Origin of the sequence: Curtobacterium sp. MCJR17_043, assembly GCF_003224315.2 — a bacterium.
Taxonomy (GTDB): domain Bacteria; phylum Actinomycetota; class Actinomycetes; order Actinomycetales; family Microbacteriaceae; genus Curtobacterium.
The window spans coordinates 1,616,408-1,635,690 of record NZ_CP126259.1 but is presented as its reverse complement, the minus strand read 5'-3'; the positions used below and the strand labels follow the sequence as shown (position 1 = coordinate 1,635,690).

General features: G+C 68.8%; 14 protein-coding genes and 2 pseudogenes. 11 read left to right on the top strand and 5 right to left on the bottom strand.

All coding sequences use genetic code 11. The features are described from left to right. Positions 1–53 precede the first annotated feature (53 nt). Positions 54–584, top strand: coding sequence for a DEAD/DEAH box helicase (locus DEJ15_RS18235; protein WP_349814873.1), 531 nt, complete (start codon positions 54–56; stop codon positions 582–584). 293 nt (positions 585–877) lie between these two features. Next, positions 878–1,369 carry a type II toxin-antitoxin system VapC family toxin gene (locus DEJ15_RS08510; RefSeq protein WP_181419604.1) on the top strand — a complete coding sequence of 164 codons (492 nt, stop codon included), beginning with the start codon at positions 878–880 and terminating at the stop codon, positions 1,367–1,369. A 15-nt stretch (positions 1,370–1,384) separates the two neighbouring features. Here the strand turns inward: DEJ15_RS08510 and DEJ15_RS08505 are convergent, their stop codons facing one another. Next, entirely contained in the window at positions 1,385–2,164 is a 780-nt protein-coding gene (locus tag DEJ15_RS08505) for an aldo/keto reductase (RefSeq protein WP_110826093.1), read from the bottom strand. Positions 2,165–2,816: 652 nt separating this feature from the next. On the opposite strand from DEJ15_RS08505, the gene DEJ15_RS08500 reads away from it, so the two are divergent. From DEJ15_RS08500 to DEJ15_RS08475, 4 genes are all read left to right on the top strand, one after another. Continuing rightward, positions 2,817–3,131, top strand: coding sequence for an HNH endonuclease family protein (locus DEJ15_RS08500; protein WP_284176159.1), 315 nt, complete (start codon positions 2,817–2,819; stop codon positions 3,129–3,131). A gap of 156 nt (positions 3,132–3,287) precedes the next feature. Continuing rightward, positions 3,288–4,631, top strand: a complete 1,344-nt coding sequence (locus DEJ15_RS19445) for an SDR family NAD(P)-dependent oxidoreductase (RefSeq protein WP_502866155.1) — start codon at positions 3,288–3,290, stop codon at positions 4,629–4,631. 81 nt (positions 4,632–4,712) lie between these two features. Continuing rightward, on the top strand, positions 4,713–5,312 hold the full coding sequence (locus DEJ15_RS08480; RefSeq protein WP_284176158.1) for a GOLPH3/VPS74 family protein: 600 nt from the start codon (positions 4,713–4,715) through the stop codon (positions 5,310–5,312). A 52-nt stretch (positions 5,313–5,364) separates the two neighbouring features. Next, the gene (locus tag DEJ15_RS08475) at positions 5,365–5,994 is read left to right on the top strand and encodes a GOLPH3/VPS74 family protein (RefSeq protein ID WP_181419606.1); all 630 of its coding nucleotides are present in this window, start codon (positions 5,365–5,367) and stop codon (positions 5,992–5,994) included. Between the two features lie 45 nt (positions 5,995–6,039). Here the strand turns inward: DEJ15_RS08475 and DEJ15_RS08470 are convergent, their stop codons facing one another. The 4 genes and pseudogenes from DEJ15_RS08470 to DEJ15_RS08455 all read right to left on the bottom strand — a co-directional run bounded on the left by DEJ15_RS08470 (position 6,040) and on the right by DEJ15_RS08455 (position 9,324). After that, positions 6,040–6,615, bottom strand: coding sequence for an AAA domain-containing protein (locus tag DEJ15_RS08470; RefSeq protein WP_349814872.1), 576 nt, complete (start codon positions 6,613–6,615; stop codon positions 6,040–6,042). Positions 6,616–8,056: 1,441 nt separating this feature from the next. Continuing rightward, positions 8,057–8,224 (bottom strand): annotated as a pseudogene (locus DEJ15_RS19440) (hypothetical protein); the annotation flags it as partial. A gap of 145 nt (positions 8,225–8,369) precedes the next feature. Next, positions 8,370–8,516: pseudogene (locus tag DEJ15_RS19435) on the bottom strand (hypothetical protein); the annotation flags it as partial. After that, complete coding sequence (locus DEJ15_RS08455) at positions 8,476–9,324, bottom strand: hypothetical protein (RefSeq protein WP_284176157.1); 849 nt, start codon at positions 9,322–9,324, stop codon at positions 8,476–8,478. The gene DEJ15_RS08455 and the pseudogene DEJ15_RS19435, both read right to left, overlap by 41 nt. A 519-nt stretch (positions 9,325–9,843) precedes the next feature. Between DEJ15_RS08455 and DEJ15_RS08450 the strand changes: the two genes are divergently transcribed. The 5 genes from DEJ15_RS08450 to DEJ15_RS08430 all read left to right on the top strand — a co-directional run bounded on the left by DEJ15_RS08450 (position 9,844) and on the right by DEJ15_RS08430 (position 19,260). Beyond that, the gene (locus DEJ15_RS08450) at positions 9,844–10,956 is read left to right on the top strand and encodes a hypothetical protein (protein WP_110826100.1); all 1,113 of its coding nucleotides are present in this window, start codon (positions 9,844–9,846) and stop codon (positions 10,954–10,956) included. Positions 10,957–11,089: 133 nt separating this feature from the next. Beyond that, positions 11,090–14,062, top strand: coding sequence for an SNF2-related protein (locus DEJ15_RS08445; RefSeq protein ID WP_258365984.1), 2,973 nt, complete (start codon positions 11,090–11,092; stop codon positions 14,060–14,062). 3 nt (positions 14,063–14,065) lie between these two features. Then, positions 14,066–17,749, top strand: a complete 3,684-nt coding sequence (locus DEJ15_RS08440) for an Eco57I restriction-modification methylase domain-containing protein (RefSeq protein ID WP_284176156.1) — start codon at positions 14,066–14,068, stop codon at positions 17,747–17,749. Positions 17,750–18,496: 747 nt separating this feature from the next. Continuing rightward, complete coding sequence (locus DEJ15_RS08435; protein WP_284176155.1) at positions 18,497–18,736, top strand: hypothetical protein; 240 nt, start codon at positions 18,497–18,499, stop codon at positions 18,734–18,736. Beyond that, positions 18,733–19,260: a DEAD/DEAH box helicase family protein gene (locus DEJ15_RS08430; RefSeq protein WP_284176154.1), complete on the top strand. Its 528-nt coding sequence runs from the start codon at positions 18,733–18,735 to the stop codon at positions 19,258–19,260. The genes DEJ15_RS08435 and DEJ15_RS08430 overlap by 4 nt, the downstream gene beginning before the upstream one ends. Positions 19,261–19,283 lie beyond the last annotated feature (23 nt).

The following is a 19,283-nucleotide window of genomic DNA, read 5'->3' as shown; positions in this document are numbered from 1 at the left end:
CGTCTTCCGGTCCCTCACCCTGCTCCGGATGCTCGCGCTCTCCCCCCGCGCTCGTGTCCGACGACCACGACGACGTGCCGAGCGCCAAGCTCGACCTGCTGCTCGACGAACTCGAACAGCTCGCAGCGGAAGGGAGGCGGGCGCTCGTCTTCAGCCAGTTCACCTCGTTCCTCAAGATCGTCGCGACCGCCCTCGACGACCGCGGGGTGGCGTACGAGTACCTCGACGGGTCCACCCGGCGCCGCGGAGCCGTCATCGACCGCTTCCGGGACGGCACCGCCCCGGCGTTCCTCATCTCGCTCAAGGCCGGCGGCTTCGGGCTCACCCTGACCGAAGCGGACACCGTGTTCGTGCTCGACCCGTGGTGGAACCCGGCCGCCGAGAACCAGGCCGTCGACCGGACGCACCGGATCGGACAGACCCGGTCGGTCACGGTCGCACGGCTCATCGCGGAGGACACCATCGAGGAGAAGGTGCTCGCGCTCGCGCAGCGGAAAGCGCAGCTGTTCGCGACGATGATCGACGACGACGCGCTGTTCGCCGAGGGGTTGAGCGCGGAGGACATCCGGTCGCTGCTGGCGTGACAGGCGGCCGGAATACGACATTCGTACTTCTTGGCGACGGCGGTGCTGCATGGGTACCGTCACGCCATGCTGCTCGAAAGCCCTTCCACAGAGGCCATCAGCGTCGGTGACGACCTCGACCGTTGGCCCGCAGACCGCCTCGCTACCACCACCGGCCCGGGACGTATCCGCCGCCTCGGCGCCGGCACAACCGAGATCCTCCTCACGAACGGAGGACGCGTCCGTCTCTTCGCCGGCAACGGCGCCGGAGACTACCCACCGGGCTACCTCGAGCGACTGCGGACGACCGGCGAGTGCTGACGATCGACGCCAACATCTTGATCGCCTGGCTGAGCCGGAAAGACGCCAGTCATGCCCTTGCGGTGGACATCCTCGACTCCCACGAATGGGATGAATTCGCGACGTCCACGATGACCCTCGCGGAGGTCCTGGTCCGGGCCGCCCGGCACGGTGAGTACCAGGACCGCCTCACCGCCGTGACCGAGTTGGGCGTCCACCTCATCGGCGTCGACGGCGAAGCGGTGCGCACGATGACCCACCTGACCGCTGAGCACGGGTTACGCGGTCCGGACGCGGCCGTCCTGGCCGTCGCGATGCGGGCGAGCTCCGCGATCGCGACCCTCGACAAGAAGCTCGCGGCCGTCGCGCGGAGACTGGACTTCCCGGTCGTCGATGCACCTGCCGACGACCTCGACTCCGAGCACGTCGGGTCCGGAGGCGCGGACACCGGCTCTGCGGCAGACAGAGAACCGGCCTGGTGGGAGCGGGTCCCACCAGGCCGGTGACGGTACTGCGGTCGGTCAGTTGCCGAGGCCGTCGATCCGCGCGATCTCGTCCGCGCTCAGCTCGAGCGTCGCTCCGGCAGCGTTCGACCGGATGCGGTCCGGGTTCGACGACTTCGGGATGACGACGAACTGGTGGGCGACGTGCCACGCCACGATGACCTGCGCGGCGTCGGCGTCGTGCGCTTGGGCGATCTCGACCAGCGTCGGGTCCTGCAGGTTGCTCGCCTTGAAGGGGCTGTAGCCCTCGAGGACGACACCCCGGTCGCGCAAGCCGTCGGCCACGGCACGGTCGAACTCCACCGGGCTCCAGCGGATCTGGTTCACGGCCGGGGTCGCACCGGTCGCGTCGATGAGCTCGTCGATCTGGTCGAGCGAGTAGTTGCTCACGCCGATCGCCTTCGTCAGGCCAGCCTGCTGCGCCTCGACGAGCTGCTGCCAGACGTCCGGACGGGCCTCCCCGTTCGGCGGCCAGTGCACGAGCCACAGGTCGAGGTGGTCGAGGCCGAGCTGGTCGAGGCTCTCCTCGATCGTCTCCCGGACACGGTCGGCGTTGTCCGGCGGGAGCTTCGTGGTGATGAACAGGTTCTCGCGGGCGAGGCCGGACTCGGCGATCGCCTTCCCGACACCGCGCTGGTTGCGGTAGCCGGTCGCGGTGTCGATGTGGCGGTAGCCAGCCTGGAGGGCGGCGGTGACCGCGGCGGGAGCGTCGGGCTCCTCGATCTGCCAGGTGCCGAAGCCGAGGAGCGGCATCGACCCTCCGGTGACGGGCACGGACGGTTGTGCGTAGTCGGTCATGGTTCCTTGCTACGCCCGCGGCCGACGGCCGGACCCAGGTGTGCGGAGCGGCGAGCCGGGAGGTGTCGGGGGCTTCCGCCAAGATCGACGAGTCCCACGAGCACCACCAGGAGCACCACGCACATGACGTCCCGCCGACGCCGCACCCGCACCACCGTCCAGTCCTCGATCGTCACCCTCGTCGTCGCCCTCGGCGTCTGGGCGCTCCTCTCGTCGGGAGTCCTCGCAAGCGGTACCGACGCCGCCGCAGGCGGGCCGACGAGCACCGGCACCCGGACCGGCACCGGCGCCGAACCGACCATCACGACGACGGCGCGTCCGACCGCGCCCGGAGCGACCACCTCGGCACCGGCGGCCGCTCCGACGGAAGTGAGCCGACCCTCCAGTCCGGCCAGCGGCGACGCCGGGAGCACCGAGGCTGCTGCCGCCCGTGCGACCCTCGCCACCCTCGTCGTGAAGGGGAAGGCACCTGCGACGGGCTACGACCGCGAGGCGGACTTCGGCACAGCCTGGCTCGACGTCGACCACAACGGCTGCGACACCCGCAACGACGTCCTGGCCCGCGACCTGACGGACATCGTCCGGCAGGGGCCGTGCAAGGTCATGTCGGGGAACCTCGTCTCCCCCCTACACCGGCGGCGAGGTCGCGTTCGTGCGGGGCAACACGACCTCGACCCTCGTGCAGATCGATCACGTCGTCGCCCTCGAGAACGCATGGCGGACGGGCGCGCAGCGGCTCACGCAGGACGAGCGCGAGGCGCTGGCGAACGACCCGGAGAACCTGTTCGCCGTCGACGGGCACTCCAACTCGCAGAAGCGCTCGTCGGACGCCGCGACCTGGCTGCCCGCGGCGAAGGGGTTCCGCTGCGAGTACGTCGAGCACCAGATCGCGGTGAAGGCGGAGTACCGCCTCTGGGTCGTGCCGGCCGAGCGTGACGCGATGGAGCGGGTGCTCAGCGCCTGCTGAGGGACCTCGTCGCACCGCTCCCAGTCAGACAACACCTGTAGCGTAAAGCCGGTCCGGCGGACGCCCGTCGGACCGGACTCGCCGCCCGGTGCCGCGAACCAGCGCACCGCTTCCGGACCCCGAGCCCTTCATCGTCGAAGACCGCAGGAGGCCCTCATGACCAGCACCAGTTCCACCAGCACGCGTTTCAGCGACCGCGTCGTCCTCATCACCGGCGGCGGCTCCGGCCTCGGTCGCGCCACCGCTGTCCGTCTCGCCACCGAGGGCGCGAAGCTCGCCCTCGTCGACGTCTCCGAGCAGGGCCTCGAGGCGACGAAGGCCGCCGTCGTCGAAGCCGCTCCGGACGCCGAGGTCCTCACCACCATCGCCGACGTCGCTGACGAGGCGCAGGTCGACGCGTACGTCGCCGCCACCCGCGAGCGCTTCGGCCGCATCGACGGCTTCTTCAACAACGCCGGCATCGAGGGCAAGCAGAACCTCACCGAGTCGTTCACCGCCGCCGAGTTCGACAAGGTCGTGTCGATCAACCTGCGCGGGGTGTTCCTCGGCCTCGAGAAGGTCCTCGCCGTGATGCGCGAACAGGGCTCCGGCATGGTCGTCAACACCGCCAGCGTCGGTGGCATCCGCGGCGTCGGCAACCAGTCCGGCTACGCGGCGGCCAAGCACGGCGTCGTCGGCCTCACCCGGAACTCCGCCGTCGAGTACGGCCAGTACGGCATCCGCATCAACGCCATCGCCCCGGGCGCGATCTGGACGCCGATGGTCGAGAACTCGATGAAGCAGATCGACGCCGAGAACCCGCGCAAGGCCGCCGAGGAGTTCATCCAGGTCAACCCCACCAAGCGCTACGGCGAGGCCCCCCGAGATCGCGGCGGTCGTCGCCTTCCTGCTCTTCGACGACGCGTCCTACATCAACGCTGCGGTCGTCCCGATCGACGGTGGGCAGTCCGCCAAGTACTGACCCACACGGTCCAGGTCACCGGGGCGCGCCTTCCTGACGGGAGGCGCGCCCCACCCGTTCCGCCCCTCCTGCGTGGCACCATGGCCGGTGACACGACGGTGGAGGGAAACGCGATGAGCGCCAACGGAACGACCGGGTCGAGCTTCGGCCCGGGTGCTGAGGACGCGGTACCCAACGACGCCGGGGAGCTGCGACGGCGCATGAGCGAGTCGGCCGCGGGCTTCCTCGGCAGCGCCGCGTGGGTGCCGTGGAAGACCGACGGCGAGGACGCCGACGGCAGCGTCGCGCACGTCGTCATCCGCGAGCGCCAGTTCGTCCCGGTCTTCACCGACCCGTCGGAACTGCGGACGAGCCTCCCGGGCCTGGAAGCACGCGCCATGCCGATGGCCGAACTCGTCACCGCGCTGCCGGAGGAGTTCGGGATCGTCGTCGACCCGACGAGCGCCCAGGCGGCGAACTTCCTGCAGGCCGACGTGATCGCCGGGCTGCGCGAAGGGATGCGCGGCGGCGGTCAGCTCCCGGAGTCCGACCCCGCCTGATGCCCGCGTCGCTCACGCTGCCGCAGGCGTTCGCGCTCCTGCTCGTCGCGTCCGACGGGCGGAGGATCCCCCCCGGGACAGGTGCTCGACGCCGGGCTCGCCGGAGCAGCGCTCGGCGAGCTCGCTCTCCGAGGCATGGTCTCCCTCGATCACAACCGGGTGATCGTCGCCAAGGCCCCGCCTCCGGGTGATCCCGCCCTCGACGGGTTCCTGACCTTGCTCGAGACAGCGCCGGCTCCGCGCCGACCCACCAGCTGGGTCGCCCGGCTCGGGAACCGCGGCTTCCGGGAGGCCGTCCTGAACGGACTCGTCGCTCGCGGCGTCCTCGGGCGGGAGGAGAAACGGTTCCTCGCCGTGTTCCCCTCCGTGCGGTGGCCGGAGCGCGACGCTGGTCCCGCGAAGGCCTTGCGCGCCGAGGTCTCGGCCGTCCTGCGCGGGCAGGCCGAGCCGACGCCGTTCACGTCCGCGCTCATCGGCCTGCTGCAGGCGACCCGGACGCTGCGGCCCCTGTTCGGGACACAGGACCGGGCACTGCTGCGCCGGATCACCGAGGGCGACTGGGTCGCGGCGGCGGTCCGTACCATCGTGCAGCGGGCGCAGTCGGCAGGCGGTGGGGCCGACGGCGCCGATGGCGGCGATGGTGGTGGCGGGGACGGCGGAGGAGGCGGCGGAGGCGAGTGACCGGCGCGATGGCCCGGTCGTCCTGCGTCCCTCCGTGTGGCAGCATTCGGACATGGCTGAGCAACTCACCCTCCCGCAGGCGCTCGCGCTGCTGCTCGTCCGCCCGGACGGCAAGGTCGGCCTGACCGAGCAGGGCATCACCGTCGGGCTCGGTGGTGCGGTCGTCGGCGAGCTCGCGCTCCGCGGGCTCCTGACGTACGAGCACCCGCACGTCATCGCCCGGAAGGCACCACTGACCGGCGATCCGCTGCTCGACGGGCCGTTCACCGAGATCGTCGCCACACCGAAGTCGCGACGGGCCGGGTTCTGGGTGGGTCGCTTCGGCAAGAACGCACTCCGCATCGCCGTCCTCGAGGGGCTGGCCGAGCGGGGCATCCTCGACCGAGAAGAACGACGAGCCCTGGGCATCTTCCGGTCGACGGTCTACCCGGAACGGGACGGCGGCCCCGAGAAAGCCCTCCGCGCGGGGATCGCGGACGTGCTGGAAGGGAGGCTGCTCCCGACGCCGTTCACCGCCGCCCTCATCGGCCTGCTCGACGCCACCGGCACGCTCCGGAAGCAGTTCGGCAAGGTGGACCGGGCCATCGTCCGGCGCATCACCGAGGGTGACTGGGTCGCGCCGGCGGTCAAGTCGGTCCTGGCGGCGCAGGCTGCGGCGACAGGCGGTGCAGGAGCGGTGTGATCCGCCGCGCGCCCGGCGGACCTCGGCGGGCCGCCGCTCGGGCGGTCAGCCCCGCGGCGCCACCAGCTCGATGAACCGCGACAGTAGCGCCAGCCCCGGGATCGACGGCGGCAGCGCCGTCGTCAGCGCCGGCGAGTGCACGAGGTACGCCGCCCACTTGGCCCGCGACAGCGCCACGTTGAGCCGGTTCGGCATGAGCAGGAAGTCGAGCCCGCGCGGGATGTCCGCTGCCGAGGACGCGGCCAGCGAGGTGATCGAGACCACCGCCTCCCGGCCCTGGAACAGGTCCACAGTCCCGACCTGCGTCCCGCTGAAGCCCGCACGGTCGAGCGCGTCCCGGATGACCGCACCCTGCGCGTTGTAGGGCGCGACGACGATCACGTCCTCGTCGGTGAGCGCGCGCGTGCCTCGGTCGTCCGTCCAGGTCCGCCCGACGACGTCCGCCACGAGGGTGACGACCCGAGCCGCTTCCTCCGGTGACGAGGTCGTGTTCCCCGCGTGCACGACGGGGACGGGATGCACGCCGGCCGCGACGCCGTCCAGGTGCCGCCCGGAAACCATCGACGCGAGCTGCCCGTCGTAGGACAGCCCCGACACCGCCGCGGTCAGGGCGGGTTCCATCCGCCGGGTCTGCGCGAGGAAGTACCCGAACTCCGGCGGGAGCACGTGCTCCCCGTCCGCCAACCAGCCGAGCGCGGACTCGTCCACGGGCTCGGGGTGCGAGCCCTGCGACACCTGGGGCAACTGCTGCGGATCGCCGAGCAGCAGCAGACGAGTGGCAGCGATCGCGGAGGCGATGGTCGGTGCGAGCGAGAACTGCCCGGCCTCGTCGACGACGAGCAGGTCCAGGGAGCGCCGGCCGATGGTCGCGTCGTTCGCGAAGGTCCACGCCGTCCCGCCGACGACTCCCCCCGGTACCGGTGTCGGCGCAGGACTGCAGGAACGCCGCGATCGCCGCACCGTTCTTCACTGGCGTCCACGCCGCCGCCTCGATCTCCTCGGCGTCGGCACCGCTCTTCGGCTGCTTCACGACCCGCTCCGCCGGCACACCCGCGGCGATGACGGCGTCGAGGAAGTTCTCGCTCGTCGCGTGCGACTGCCCGACGACGCCGACCCGCCACCCGTGCTCGCGCACGAGCGTCGCGACGACGTTCGACCCGACGTACGTCTTACCCGTGCCGGGAGGCCCCTGGATCGCCAGGTACGACCGGTCCAGTCCGAGCAGGGTCGCCACCACGGCACCCACCGTGTCGTCGCCGACGACCGGCTCGAGGGTTCCGCGCGGCGGCACCCGCCGGAGGAGGTCGAGCGCCGGGTCGGGCAGCATCTCCGGGAGGGCATCGAGCACCTCGGCGCCCCACTCCGCGATCGCGTCGGGCTGCGGCTTCGCCCGGGGTGGCGACGAGGGCGCGAGCGCGACCGGGAAGTCCGCGTGCGGTTCTCCCCCGCCGACCGGCATGCGTTCGAGGAGCAGCACCTCGGTGGCGTCGCCGTTGTCCCACACCTCCAGGATCGAGGCGCGGTCCGTCGCACCCTTCGGACCGGGCCCCGGGGCGGTGATCGACGCCGGGAGTGGGTCGTCGTAGACGAGGTGGGGCGAGCCTCCCGGCCGGAGCCGCGAGCCGGGCGCGAGCGTCCCCGACAACCGGATCTCTCGTGACAGCGAGCGGGCGCGCGGCAGCGTCGCCCAGTCCCGCTCGACGGAGGCGCGCTCGACGACCAGGACGTCCCGCGTGTCGGCCCACTCGTCGACGGGGTTGCGGAGCCGGTCGAAGTGGTCCTGCCAGAAGGTCTTCGCCTCGCGGCGGTGGTAGTCGATCGCCGCCGCGGCGAGCGCCAACGCGGTCTGGTCGGGCGTGCGGTCGAGGGCGTCGACGTCGCCGAGGTACTCGGTGAGCGCGACGGTCACCGGGTTCGGCTCGCGCTCGACCGGGATGGGCGGCAGCCCTTCGAGCTCGGTCGTTGTGGTGGCGTCCGGCGCGTGTTCGGCGCGGAGGCCGAGCAGCCAGTCGCGGAGGCGCAGTGTCGACCGGCAGTCGTAGGCGTTGTAGTCGGCGACCTGGTCGAGCTGCCGCTGCCCCTCGGCGGGGTCGCCGCTGCGGAGCTCCTCGATCGCGTCGACGTAGGCAGTGATGCTGTCGGCCGCGTTCGTCACGTCGCTCAGTCGCAGGTCGTCGCCCATGTACAGCGGCTCGAGCTTCTTGATCGAGTAGCTGCGGCTGCCGACCACCAGGGCCTTCCGCACGATCGGGTACAGGTCGACCAAGACACCGGCGCGCAGCAGGTCGTCCACCGCGTCCTCCCCCCACCCCGTGGCGGGCGGCGAGGGACAGCAGGTGCGTCCGCTCGTATGCGGCGTAGTGGTAGATGTGCATGTCCGGGTACCGCTCGCGGCGCTCGGCGATGAACGCGAGGAAGTCCAGCAGCGCCTGGCGCTCGTCGCGGATGGTGTGCGCCCAGAATGCGCGGAAGTCGGCCTGGTCATCGACGAGGCCGAACAGGTAGTCGAGGCCCCAGTGCACGCCGTCCTCGGTGTGGAGCGGGTCGCCCTCGAAGTCGAAGAAGACGTCGCCAGGATCGGGTGCCGGGATCGCGTCGAGTGCCCGTGCATCCAGGACGTCGAAGGCTGGACCGCGGTTCGGGCTGGCAGCGTCGCTGCGGTTGGCTGCGCGCTCCGTCTCGATCTGGAGGCTCGCCTGCCGCACCAGACGATCCAGCGTCGTCTTCGACATGGTCGCCACCGGCGCGGTCCGGACCGCCAGGTCGTCGATCGACCGGACGCCCTGCCGGATCAGCTTCGTCCGCTGGTCGAGGCGCATGCCGGCGACGAGGACCAGGTCGCGGTGTCGCTGCACCTCCTGCTGGCAAGCAGAGCACCGGCCGCAGCTGGAGTAGCGCGGGTCCCCCCCACTGCATCGGTTCGTCGGCAGCCAAGCGCTCGGCGATCACCCGGATCAGCTCGGCCCGCTGCGTGCGGTACACCGGGACGATGTCGGCCAGGTCGTGTGTGGTCGTCGTGCGGTCGCCGAGGACCAGGTGCACCTGCTGCCCGGTCGGGATGTCGTTCGCCCGCATCTGCTCGGCGTAGGCCGCGAGCTGCAGCAGGGCGCTGATCTTGGCGTGGCGGGCGAGCTTGGTGTCGTAGACCTCGTACTCGCCGCGGGCATTGCGGATGATGAAGTCCGCGAAGCCGATGAAGCCTGTGCCGTCTGTGGACGCCGGGACGTGGAACGTCGGTTGGAAGAGGACGTCCGCGCCGTCCCGCATCGCGTTCCGCGCTCGTTCGGCGGCTTCGGCGTACTGCGGCGGGGCCGGGCGGTCGAACTCCACCACGTCGTGGGTCTGCTTCAGGATCTCGAGGTAGTCGAGCTCGTGCTGGTCCCCCCAGGCGGGCCGTTCGGTCGAGCATGTCGTCGTGCTCGTCCGGCAGGGGCTCCCCGCGGCCGAGCTTGACGTCGAGGCGGCGGAGGAACGCCCACTCGCAGGATGCCCACGTGCTGAGGTCGCTCGGGCTGAGCAAGACCTGGCCGTCGGTGGTGATCTGCATGCGCTTCCCCGCCTCGTCTGGTGCGGGTCGAGCTTAGGGCCGCCCGCCGACAGCAGGAGGCCGCCGGGAAGCCTCAACCCGGACACCGTCACGTCGGATCGCCGCGGAAACGTTTCCTTGTGATGAGCTTGCAGGGTGTCGCGGAGAGCCGCAGCCGAGAACCAGTAGCCCGCCGTCACCAACCACTTCGTCGACAAGGGCATGAGCGTCGTCAACCTCGTCCGGGCGCCCGAAGGCTGCGAGAATGCGTCAGTATTGGGCCACAGCATTCCTACTTCTTCCCGACGCAGCAGGAGCCATCAATGACCAAAGCCGATCCGTCCGACGCCACTGACGAAGAGCGTGCTGCAGTCGAGCGTGAGCGGGAGGAGCTGAAGGACTTCGTCAAGAGCCTCAGCGGGGAAGACCTGAGGAGTGGCAACTGGTTCTCGAAACTCCTCTCCAACGCCCTCGGTACCTATGCCGAGAAGGTGGACGCCGCGTACTTCCAGGCGCGCTACAAGGGAGTTCCCGCGGACGCTGTGGTCGACCAGCGGATCAAGATGGCCGCCCGCTACGCGGCCATCGAGGGTGGATTATCCGCGGGCGCTTACACGGCCGCGGTGGTGGCCACCCTCGGCTCTGCAGGAGGAGCATCCCCGCTCACTCTTCCCGCCGCGGGCGTGACTCTGCTCGTCGACGTCGCGTACATCGCTCGCCTGCAGCTCCACCTCGCCTACGACATTGCCATCCTCTACCGCGTCCCGGTCGACGTGGAGGACCCCGATGACCTTTGGAAGCTGATCCGCGTCGCCTTCACCATCCGGAGCGCCCAGGCCGCGAGCGAGGGTGTAACCAAAGTGGTGCCGGCTCTCGTGCGACCGCTCGTGAAGACCTTCTACTCGCGGGGCGTGCTCAATGCAGCCAAGGGGCTCCCGGTCGTCGGTCGGTTCCTCTTGCAGCGGAACGTCATCAAGATCGGTATCCCGGTCGTGGGCGTACCGCTGTCGGTCGCTCTCAACTACTACTCGACGATCGTTGCAGGTCGTCACGCGAGGGCCGTCTTCCGCAACGACGCCCGAGTTCATGAGGTCGCAGGAGCCGCCGTCGAGAAGACGAGGCACCCGAGGTCGTTGCTCTGGGTCGCGTGGATGGTCGTGCTGGCCGACGGCAAGATCACCGACGACGAGGCACTCTTCATGCGGAGGCTGGTCGAGGAGCTCCACGACCAGCACGACCTGACTGACGAACAGTTCGCGAACAAGATCGATCTCGACATCGACGACGTGTGGCGCCGACTCGATGGCGAAGACGACGACCTGGCGGACCTGATCGACGTTGCGATGAAGACAGCCGAGATCGACGGCTCGGTGCACAAGCTCGAGACTGCGATCATCGACGAGCTTCGGACCCGGTACTTCAACACGACCGCGTGAAGGACAACGTCGAAGCGGCGGTCGGCAAGCTCGCCACGGCGGGCGAGCGCCAGCGGCGACATTAGGCTGAGACGAAGCGCAGCGGCGAGGGCTGGCTGCGCAGGGGTGAAACAGGGGTGAAAGGTAACAACACGTGTCGTTGATCGACGTCGATTCGTCAACCGTCGAAGGAGCATGGCCGAACGTCGCACCGGGGAGCGTCGTGCTCGTTCGTGACGCCGAGTGGCTCGTGCTCTCGACGGCACCGACCGGCTCCGGTCTCCTCGTTACCGTGCAGGGCCTGTCAGAACTCGTCCGGGACACCACCGCCACCTTCTACAGCGATCTCGACGACATCGAGCCGCTTGACCCTGCGCAGGCGAAGGTCGAAGCAGACGGATCGTCCGGCTATCGCCGCGCAAAGCTCTGGCTCGAGGCGACTCTCCGCAAGACCCCGGTGCCGCTGCACGAGGACGCCCTGACCGTGAGCACTCAGATGCTCGCAGACCCGCTCGACTACCAGCGCGCCGCGGTGCGGAAGGCCCTCGACCGCGACAACCTCCGTCCGCGCCTCCTGATCGCCGACGCTGTCGGGCTCGGCAAGACCGTCGAGATCGGGATGATCCTGTCCGAGCTCGTGCGTCGAGGCCGCGGCGAGCGCATCCTCATCGTGACGCCGAAGCACGTCCTCGAGCAGATGCAGCAGGAGATGTGGACGAAGTTCGCACTCCCCTTCGTCCGGCTCGACTCCCTCGGTATCCAGCGCGTGCGCCAGAAGCTGCCGGCGACCCGCAACCCGTTCAGCATGTACAAGCGGGCGATCATCTCGGTCGACACGTTGAAGCAGAGTCAGTACCGCATCCACCTCGAGAAGCAGCGCTGGGATGCGGTCGTCATCGACGAAGCGCACAACGTCATGAACAACACGACGTTGAACGGCGAGCTCGCGTCGCGTCTCGCCCCGCAGACCGATGCACTCATCCTCGCGTCTGCGACGCCGCACAACGGCAAGAAGGACTCGTTCGCACGGCTCGTGCGCTTGCTCGACCCGACCGCGGTGACCCCTGAGGGCGATCTGATCGAGGATGAGGTGAAGCGACTGATCATCCGCCGGCACCGGCACAGTCCTGCCGTCGCGATGGAGGTCGGTGCCGACTGGGCAGAACGGCAGGAGCCGAACAACGTCCTGGTCCCTGCATCTCCTGCCGAGGCGGCGATCGCCGAGGAGCTCTCCACGGTCTGGCTTCACCCGCAAGGCGGACGGTCGCCGTATTCCGGCGAGAACGCGTCGCTCTTCCCCTGGACCCTTGCGAAGGCGTTCCTGTCGTCGCCGAGCGCCCTCGACGAATCGGTGCGCGAGCGTCTGAAGCGGCTCCGGAAGGGCGATGCCGACAGCGATGTCCAGCGCGAGATCGACGCGCTGGAGCGACTCGAGCAGCTCACCGTCACCGCGCTGAGCTCGAGCTCCGGGAAGTACGACGCCCTCCTGCAGCACGCCAGGAGCATAGGTGTCGGCCCGAAGTCCGAGGAGCGCCTCGTGGTGTTCTCGGAGCGCGTTGCGACCCTGCACTGGCTGCGCCAGAAGCTCGCGAAGGACCTCAAGCTGTCGGACAAGCAGATCCGCGTGATGCACGGAGGTCTGACGGACCAGGAGCAGCAGGAGCTCGTGGACAGCTTCAAGCAATCCGCCTCCCCCATCCGCGTGCTGATCACCGGCGACGTCGCGAGCGAGGGAGTGAACCTCCACTCCCAGTGCCACGAACTCGTGCACTTCGACATCCCGTGGAGCCTCATCCGCATCGAGCAACGCAACGGCCGCATCGACCGGTACGGCCAGAAGCACTCCCCTCGCATCACGACCCTCCTGCTCGACGTCGACGACCACGAGTTCGCGGGCGACGTCCGCGTGCTCAGGAACCTCCTCGAGCGCGAGACCGAGGCGCACTCTGCGCTGGGTGACGTCGCGTCGCTGATGGGCGAGTACACCGCTGTCGCCGAGGAGTCAGCGATCCGCGACGTGCTCCTCCGCCAGCGCAGCTTCGACGACGCAGTCCCGACCGTCGAAGCAACCCTCGAGGACGGCGACGAGATCACGCGGCTCATGGCCGAACTCGCCGCCGAACAAGCGAGCGAGAGCGAGAACGACGCCACACGGGCACCTGATGACACCCCGAAGAACGAAACCGCGAACCGTCAGCAGCGCGACAAGACTGACATCGGTACCGGCCTGTTCCCTGACCTCGTTTCGTTCCTCGACACAGCGCTGGCCGAACGCTTCACCACACCGACCGCCGACGTCGACCACGGCGGTGTCGCCTGGTCCCGCACCAACGCCATCGCGCAGATCGAACCCACTGCCGATCTCCGACAGCGGCTCGAAGTCCTGCCGCAGTCGTACCTCCGCGACCGGCGCGTCACGGAGCGACTGCTCCTGGCGACCACTCCGATCCAGGGCAAGGCCGAGGTCGACAGCGCGATCAACAACAAATCGAGCCCGTCGACCTGGCCACACGCGCACTTCCTCGGACCGCTGCACCCCGTCCTCGACTGGGCTGCGGACAGCGCTCTCTCCCGACTCGGACGAAACCGCGTGTTCGCCGTCCGTGGCGCCGTCGACCACCCCGTCGTCGTCGTCCACGCCACCCTGACGAACCGCGCCGGCCAGGTCGTCGCCGGGTCGTTCCTGACCGTCGACTTCCCTGGCGTCGCGGAGCACTCGTTCCACTTCACCCAGTCGCACGCGGACGCACGCGCCGCTCTGGCCCACGTCGGGTTCACCTCCGAGGTGAAGACGAACCCAGGAGCGGTCGATGCGGCGCCGCTGCAGGACCTGATCCCGACTGCAGTCGACGCCGCCCGCAACCAAGCGGTTCAGCAGATGGAGGCCACGGCAGACGACATTCGCCGCCGCGTGCACCAGTGGGCCGCGCGGATCGATGACTGGCAGGGCGCAGCGGCCGAACAGACCCAACTGCGCGGGCTCCGAGAACACCGCGACCGCGTGGACGACGAATCAAAGCTCGTGGAGCGCATGACGCCCAACCAGCACTTCGTGCGTCCCCTGCTCGTCGTCGCCCCTGCGGACAGCCCCACTGCCCCCGAAGAACACCCTGGAAGCGAGCACTGACGCGTGGGAACCCTGACCTCGGAAGCGATCGTCGTCGGCGAAGACTGGATCAGCGAGCACTACCTCACCACCGACGCGAAGTCGCAGTCCTTCCAGAGCCGGGTGCTCGAGCGCCGGGCAGCCTGGGACGCCGACGATGCGGAGGGCTGCGCGTCGACGCGCTCTCGCTTCAGCGCGAAGCGCGCCGAGCTGATGGACTTCCTCGCCACCGTTAACCCGGACGGCGTCGATGACGCTGCTGACGGCCAGGAGGCTCTGCACGCCCTGTCGACGCACCTGCGGTCCGTCCTCGGGTACGCCCAGGGCGTCTTCCACATCGATGAAGCAGGTCCGGTCCGACACGTGGCCATTCACGGGCTCGAAGACGCGGCGCCGCTGGCGCTCATCGACGCCAAGCCGGTCGCACAACTCGAGGACGTGCTTGCCAAAGACGGCGACACGCTGCTGTCCGCTTGGACGCCGGACGTCGACGACCCCAAGCCGCTGACCTCGGTCGTCCGGGCGCTTTCGGTCGTGTTCGAGGGGACCGCGAAGTTCGCACTCGTCTTCGCAGGCCGCTGGCTCCTGGTGGCCGAACGCGACCGGTGGTACGAGGGTCGCTACCTCGCGCTCGACGTGCAGCTCGCGTGCGAGCGGAACGACACCAAGCGAGGCGGCGAGATCGATCGCGTCCTGACATGTGTGGAAGCTGCCTCACTCGCCCCCGACAGTGACGGCGACGTGTGGTGGACCTCGACGCTCGAAGACGCGGTCAAGCACACCGTCGGTGTCTCCGAGGACCTGCGTGAGGGTGTCCGCGAGTCGATCGAGATCATCGCGAACGACGTCGTCCAGCGCCGACGGGAGCAGGGGCTCGAGCCGCTGCCGAAGGACCAGGCGCAGCCGCTGGCAAAGCAGTCCCTGCGGTTCCTCTACCGCATCCTGTTCCTGCTCTACGCGGAGGCCTCCCCTCAGCTCGGCGTCCTGCCGGTGAACGCGCCGGAGTACGAAAACGGCTACAGCCTCGACCGACTCCGGGAACTCGCGCTTGTGGTGATCGAGAGCCCGCAGGGCGAGCGTGCCACGCACCTCTACCAGTCGCTCGACGTGCTGTTCCGCCTCGTGGATCGTGGGCACGCGCCCAAGGCGACGGATGACGACGGAGCCGAGCCGGGCCTCCAGTTCGAGAGCCTGCGTGCTGACCTGTTCAAGCCCGAGGCGATCGCGCTCATCGGCGAGGTCGGTCTCAGTGACCAAAATCTGCAGCAGGTGCTGCGCCGATTGCTCCTGAGCAAGGAGGCGAAGGGTCGGGACCGGGGCTACATCAGCTACGCCGACCTCGGGATCAATCAGCTCGGTGCGGTCTACGAGGGCCTCATGTCCTACACGGGCTTCTTCGCCGAGGAAGACCTGTTCGAGGTGGCGCCGAACGGCGATCCGTCGAAGGGCTCGTGGGTCGTCCCCGTCGGACGCGAGAACGGCATCAAGTCGCACCACTTCGTGACACGGGAGGACCCGACGACGGGCCAGCCGAAGCGGGTGCGTCACCCCGCTGGCTCGTTCGTCTACCGTCTCGCCGGCCGAGAGCGCCAGCAGTCGGCGTCGTACTACACGCCGGAGGTGCTGACGCAGTTCACGGTGTCGCAGGCGCTCGAGGAGCTGCTCGACCAGGACGGTCAGCGGACGAGCGCGGAGGACATCCTCGCGCTGACGGTCTGTGAACCCGCACTCGGCTCCGGCGCGTTCGCGATCGAAGCCGTTCGTCAGCTCGCGGAGCAGTACTTGAAGCGCCGCGAGGAGGAGCTCGGCGAGCGCGTCGACCCAGATGACCGGCCACGCCAGCTGCAGAAGATCAAGGCTGCGATCGCGCTCCACCAAGTCTACGGCGTCGACCTCAACGCGACCGCCGTCGAGTTCGCCGAGATCACGCTGTGGCTCGACACCATGTCGGAGGGACTCGAGGCTCCGTGGTTCGGCCTGCACCTCCGGCGCGGCAACTCGCTGATCGGTGCCCGCCGTGCCGTCTACGACCGATCGTCGGTCTCCAGCAAAGCGTGGCTCAAGCAGGTGCCGCGGGACGTTCCGCTCCTCAACGAGGTCGAACTCGGCGAGGGGCAGCTCCGCGCGTCGACCGCTGGTGCCGTGCACCACTTCCTCCTGCCCGCCGAGGGCTGGGGCAGCGCGGTCGATGCCAAGGAGGCGAAGGAACTCGCGCCGGAAGCGCTCGCAGCGTTGAAGACGTGGCGTCGCGGCATCCTGGCGAAGCCGACGACGAAGCAGCTCGACCAGCTCGTCGCACTCGGCTATCGCGTCGAGACCATGTGGGACCTCGCGCGACGCCGGCTGACCATCGCCGAGCAGGAGATCCGACGCGACATCCCGCTGTGGGGCCGCGAACAGCCGGGATCCGAGCGGAAGCCCGCCGTCTCTCGCGAGGAGATCGAACGGACCCTGAACGATCGGGACGGCGCCTACCAGCGACTCCGTCGGGTGATGGACGCGTGGTGCGCGATGTGGTTCTGGCCGCTCACGAATGCACTCACCGACGGGGCGACGCCGCCGACGCTCGACGAGTGGATCGCGACCCTCCGCGAGCTCCTCGGAGAGCAGACGGTCGCGAAGCCGAAGGCGGTCGCTCAGGGTCAGGTCACCCTCGGCTCATCGCAGTCCGGTTGGGAGGCGCTCAACGACGAGGAGCGCGACGACCTCGACTTCGCGAGCGCGCGACATGTCGCAGATGTTCTCCAGGACCACCCGTGGCTTGCGGCGACGCAGCGCCTCGCTGATCAGCAGGGTTTCTTCCACTGGGAGCTCGACTTCGCCAGCGTGTTCGAGCGCGGAGGCTTCGACCTACAGGTGGGTAATCCTCCTTGGGTGAAGCCGGATTGGGACGAGACTGCGATGCTCGCGGAAGGCGATGCCTGGTGGGCTCTGAACCCGAAACCTCCGACGGCCGAGGCAGAACGGCGGAGATCCGAAGCGCTTACCCTGGCGAGCTTCAAAAGCGAATTTTTGGACAGCCTGACGGCTGTTCTGGCGACGAGGTCCGCGGTCTCGGCTCGCACGGAATACCCTCTGCTCGAGGGGCTCAGGCCAGACCTCTACCGATGCTTTATGGCGTGCACGTGGAAACACAGCAGCCGCTCGGGCGCAATTGGTCTGATCCATCCCGAGACGCACTTCACGGATGAGAAGGCCGGGTCTCTCCGCGCACTTACGTATGCCCGCCTTCGGCGCCATTGGCAGTTCGTCAATGAGCTGACGCTCTTCGACGTGCATCATCTCGTGTCGTACGGTGTGCACGTCTACTCGGCAGACGGCGCCGTCGGCTTCCTGCAAGCGACGAGCCTCTACCACCCGCAGACGGTCGCGGGCTCGCTGCGCCACAGTGGAGAGGGAGAAGAGCCCGGCCTGAAGAACAGGGAGGGCAAGTGGGACCTTCGTCCGCACCAGTCGAGGATCGTCACCGTGACCGACGAAACGCTCGCGACGTGGCACGCGGTCCTGGAGGACGAGTCGGTGCCGGTGCGTCAGTCGCGGATGGTGTACGCGGTGAACCGTTCGACTGCTGCTGTGCTCGACAAACTCTCGAAGAGCAAGCGCATCGGGGACCTCCAACTTGAGTTCTCCGGCGGCTGGAACGAGACAACCGACTTCAAACGCGGCTTGTTCAAGAAGTCCTGGGGGGCCGGTCACGACCTGGGATGAAGTGATTCTGCAGGGCCCCCCACATCTTCGTCGGCAACCCATTCTACAAGTCGCCCAACGAGACGATGCTCCACAACCAGGACTGGTCCCCGATCGACCTCGAGACGCTCGCCCCTGAGGCGATGGCGACTACCGCATACAAGCCAGCCGGGGATCGTGCTGTTTACGACACCGCCTACACACGCTGGGGCGAGGAGAAGCGCCCCGCTCGCGACTTCTACCGAGTGGCATGGCGAAGAATGGCGGCTAATACCGGCGAGCGCACGTTGATTCCAGTCATCATTCCGCCCGGCTCGGCGCACGTTGATGGCATCTATTCCGCGGCCACCGAGAACGCATCGGATCTCCTCTTGGCGGCAGGATCACTCGCAAGCCTCGTGTCCGATGCGGCGACAAGGGCGGTTCCCAAGGGCGACATCCGAGCTGGGAGTTTAGTCCGACTGCCCCTGGCACAAGGCAAGCCTGCGAGTCTTATCCGTCACCGCGTAGCCCGTTTGGAGTGTGTGACGAGTGCTTACTCCGCGCTTTGGCTACGAGCGTTCGAGGACGTATGGCAGACCGACAACTGGGTTTCGCCTCGTTCCAACGTTCTGCTGGCAAGTCGGTCACAAGATTGGACGGTGAGCGTCCCCCCTACGGAGGGCCGCGGACCGGCGACAGGCGCTGGTTGAAATCGACGCTCTCGTCGCTCTGTCTCTCGACTTGACGGCTGACGAGCTGTGCACCATCTATCGGACTCAGTTCGCCGTGCTGTACGGCTACGACCGCAACGTGTACTTCTACGACGCGAACGGACGGCTTGTTCCGAACGAGGTACTCAAGGTGTGGCGACAGAAGCAGGACGCGATCAGCGAGGACGAGCGCACGGCGACGAACGCCTCGGGTAACACCTACACGTACGAGCTGCCGTTCCGAACGCTGGACCGCGAAGCGGACATGCGCCAGGCGTACGCCCACTTCGAGAAGCTGCTGAAGGACGAGGCATGAGCGAGCTGCTCCCCTCAGTGCAGGCCGGCGAGATCACCAAAGGTCTCGTCGACTTCCTGACCACGACGTTCGCGCTCTCGGAGCCTGAAGCACAGACGACGCTGGAGCAGTTCTTGCAGGATCCGAAGGACGGCATCTTCCGAGGCCCGTACGTCCGGCTCCGGCTGCCGTTCCGTGCAGCGGATCCCGGCTGGGAGTCGGCGCTCGAGTGGACTCCACCGTTTCCGCCATACGGGCACCAGGCGGAAGCGATCGCCCGGCTCTCGAGCTTGCGGACGCCCGAGCACGACGGCCCGCAGCCGACGCTGGTGACGACCGGGACCGGTTCGGGCAAGACCGAGGCGTTCCTCTACCCGATCCTCGACCACGTCCTCCGCGCGAAGCGCCAGGGCATCGAGGGGGATCAAGGCGCTCATCCTCTACCCGATGAACGCGCTGGCGAACGACCAGTCCCGCCGCATCACCGACCTGATCATGACCGACCCCGCACTCGGCGGAATCCGCGCGGCGCTCTACGTCGGTGAGGAAGGCCCCCCAGCGCTCGACC